The sequence below is a fragment of the Roseateles sp. genome (genome assembly GCF_036486225.1).
Classification (GTDB): domain Bacteria; phylum Pseudomonadota; class Gammaproteobacteria; order Burkholderiales; family Burkholderiaceae_C; genus Roseateles.
Genome location: NZ_DASVNZ010000398.1, coordinates 1 through 3,227, shown reverse-complemented (window position 1 = coordinate 3,227; position 3,227 = coordinate 1). Strand labels below are relative to the sequence as shown.

Sequence of the window (3,227 nt, the reverse complement as noted above, 5' to 3'; positions counted from 1 at the left end):
CCAGAACGACAGCGCCTATGGCGGCCTGAGCGCCTTCGGCGCGCTCGGACCGGGCGCCATGACCCGCTCCACCGGCCGGGGGAATCGTGGCTGAGTACGCACCTTCCCAGCAGGCACTGGACGCCTCTCCGCCGTCGCCGCGGGGAGCCTGGCAGCGCCCGTTTAAGTTCCGGCTGCTGCCGGTCGCCCACCACAAGGGAAGTCTCAACCCCGGACCTTGTGGAGGAGCCCGCCATGGCGACTAGTTTCGATCCGACCTCGACGGCCACCAGCCTGGCCACCGCGTACACGCAGCCGGCGCAGTCGCTGCTGGACGCGCAGACCAAGGCCGCGCAGGCCGCGTCCAGCGGCCTGACCAAGCTGCAGAGCGCGCTGAGCGCGTTCAAGACGGCACTGGCCGCCTTGTCGTCCAAGCCCGGCCAGGCGGTCACGCAGTACAGCGCCACGCCCAGTGACAGCACGGTCATGACCGCGACCGCCGCATCCGGCGCGCAGCCGACCAGCACGCCGCTGTTCGTCGAACAGCTCGCGACGACGAACCAGGTGGCCTTCCAGGACCTGCCGGCGGTGCCGGCCGGGCCGGGCAGCATGTCGGTGCAGCTGGCCAACGGCTCGAGCTTCAACGTCGACCTCGCCAGCGCGGACGGCGACGGCGACGGAACGCTGTCGCAGACCGAGATCGCCCGCGCGATCAACACCGCGGCCAGCGGCAACGCCACCGCGATGGTGGTGACCGTCGGCGGCGCGACGCAGCTGGTGCTGACCGCCGGCGTCAGCGGCGCGGGCGGCAAGCTCACGATCGACACCTCGGGCCTGTCCGGCCCGCTGAAGACGGCGCTGGACGACACCAGCAAGCGCAAGGAACTGGTCGGCGCGCAGGACGCGGTCGTCTGGCTGGGCGCGCAGGGCACCGGCGTGCGGCTGCAGCAGGCCAGCAACACGGTGACCGCGATCCAGGGCGTGTCCATCACGCTGAAGAAGGCGCAGGCCAGCGGCGAGTCGCCGGTCACGCTCACCGTCGCCCGCGACGACACGGCCACCAGTGCCAAGCTGCAGAGCTTCGTCGATGCGTACAACGTGCTGGAGAAGGCGCTCGACGACCTGACCGTCGTCGGCAAGGACGGCACGGCCAACGGCGCCTTCGCCAGCGACGCCGGCGTGCGCGCGCTGCGCGACCGCATCGGCAACGTGCTGCGCAACGACTACGCCGGCGCCAACCTGCGCACGCTGGGCGTCTCCATCGAGCGCGACGGCAGCGCCAAACTCGACGGCGCCAAGCTGGCCAAGGCGCTGTCGGCCACGCCCGACGCGCTCGACAAGGTGCTGGGATCGACCGCGCTGTCCAGTTCCTCGGGCCTGCTCGGCGCGATGGACAAGCTGGCCGACACCTGGACCAACAGCTCGAGCGGCCAGATCAAGCAGCGCCAGACCTCGATCCAGTCGCAGCAGAAGAGCATCAGCGACCGCCAGACCCGGCTGGACCAGCAATACAACCAGGCGTACACGCGCTACCTCCAACAGTTCACGCAGCTGCAGAACCTGCAGACGCAACTGGGTGGCACGGGCAGCCTGTTCGACGCCGTCTCGGCCTGAGCGCCGGGGACCTGGACACGACCACCCCATGAGCCACGACGCCTACCAGAGCTACCAGTCCGTCCACCTGCAGGCGCAGACCGCGCAGGCCTCGCCGCTCCAGCTCGTGCTGGTGCTGATGGACGGCCTGCTCGACGAACTGGCGCGCGCCCGCGCCCACATCGAGGCGCGCCGCTTCGAACTCAAGGCGGCCAGCCTGGACAAGTGCGTGGCCATCATCAACGGCCTGTCCAGCGCGCTGGACCTGGACACGGGCGGCGAGGTCGTCGCCAGCCTCGCCCGGCTCTACGACTACTGCGCCGAGCGGCTGTACCGCGCCGGCGTCGAGCTGGACGTCGCGCTGGTCGACGAGGTCCGCCGCCTGCTCGCGCAGATCCGCGGCGGCTGGCAGGGCGTGCTCGCCCGTCACGGCTGAAGGAGGACGACGATGCCGCAGTCCCTGCGCAACGTCCCGGTCACGGCCCGGCTGCAGATGCTCGGCGAGCGCCTGCGCGACGCCTGCGCGCAGCGCAACTGGCCCGCGCTGGCCCGCGGCGACGCGGAGCTGGCCCAGGTGCTGGGCGGCCTCGACGTCGCGACGCTGACGCCCGGCGAACGCGCCGCGCTGCAGCAGCTGCGCCGGCTCCACCAGCAGATCAGCGGCGAATGCCAGCGCGAGCTCGAACGCGTCGGACAGACGCTGGCGCAGATGCGCCAGCAGCGCCAGGGGTGGTCCGCGTACGCGGAGTCCGCCGACTGGGGCACGGAGGCGCAAGCATGACGATGACGATGAATCCCTTGGCGGCCACGGCCTCCGCCAGTGCCTCCACCCCGGCCGCTCCGGCCACGCCGCTCCACGCGGGCGGTGTGGACAGGACCGGCAACGCGGACAAGTCGGAGGCGCCGGTCGTGGTGCTGCCCTTCGCGCCGCTGATGGCGCGCACGGGTGAGCGCGATGCCGCGCAGTCTCGGGCCGCCGATGGCCACGGCGACAGCGCCGATGAGAGCGTCGATGAGAGGGTCGACGTGCTCGACGCCGCGCTGATGCAGGCGCTCGACGAACTGCTGGGTCGTGGTCCGGCGGTGACCGCCGGCACCGACGCGATCGGCATCGTCGCGGGTGGCGTCCGGCCCGGGAGCGAGGACGCCGATCCCGACGCGACGACCTCGCGGGACGACGCATCGTTGCCCGCGGCCGCGAGCGCGCCGCTGATGGCCATGCTCATGCCGGCGCTGAACCCCGTCGCGACGCCACCGGCTCCGGCGGCACGCAACGCGACGGGAACGTCGGGAAATACCGGCGATGCAGCCAACCCGGCCGGCGCTGCCGCCGTCCCGCAGGCCGCGACCATCGTGCCGTCGGCGCTGACCACCGACGCGGCCCGCCTGCTCGCGCTGCAAGGCGCCGACGCGGTCGTGGTCCCGGCAGGCCCGGCAGATGCCGGTGCCTGGCAGGGTCTGCAACGCTGGAGCGCCGACCTGATGACGACGATGACGCCGGGCGCGACGACCGGTGCCGCCGGCGCCTCGACATCGTCGACGCTCACGCTGCCCGCCTCGCGCGAGGCCTGGCAGCAGCCGCTGATGCAGGCGCTGGGCGATCGGCTGCAACTGCAGATCGCGCAGCGCGCGGACAGCGCGCGGCTGCATCTGGA

Annotated in this window: 3 protein-coding genes and 1 pseudogene; all 4 read left to right on the top strand. The window is 72.3% G+C overall.

The window, feature by feature from the left end:
* The first annotated feature begins 234 nt into the window (after positions 1-234).
* Positions 235-1,593: a flagellar filament capping protein FliD gene (gene fliD / locus VF536_RS25935; RefSeq protein ID WP_331617840.1), complete on the top strand. Its 1,359-nt coding sequence runs from the start codon at positions 235-237 to the stop codon at positions 1,591-1,593.
* A 28-nt stretch (positions 1,594-1,621) separates the two neighbouring features.
* A complete protein-coding gene (gene fliS / locus VF536_RS25930) occupies positions 1,622-2,008 on the top strand; it encodes a flagellar export chaperone FliS (RefSeq protein ID WP_331617839.1) in 387 nt (128 codons plus the stop codon).
* Positions 2,009-2,020: 12 nt separating this feature from the next.
* Positions 2,021-2,353: a hypothetical protein gene (locus VF536_RS25925; protein WP_331617838.1), complete on the top strand. Its 333-nt coding sequence runs from the start codon at positions 2,021-2,023 to the stop codon at positions 2,351-2,353.
* Positions 2,350-3,227: pseudogene (locus tag VF536_RS25920) on the top strand (hypothetical protein); the annotation flags it as partial. The gene VF536_RS25925 and the pseudogene VF536_RS25920, both read left to right, overlap by 4 nt.

Coding starts and splice junctions, on each gene's coding strand:
- fliS (WP_331617839.1), top strand. CDS start 1,622: ATGAGCCACGACGCCTACCAGAGCTACCAGTCCGTCCACCTGCAGGCG.
- fliD (WP_331617840.1), top strand. CDS start 235: ATGGCGACTAGTTTCGATCCGACCTCGACGGCCACCAGCCTGGCCACC.
- VF536_RS25925 (WP_331617838.1), top strand. CDS start 2,021: ATGCCGCAGTCCCTGCGCAACGTCCCGGTCACGGCCCGGCTGCAGATG.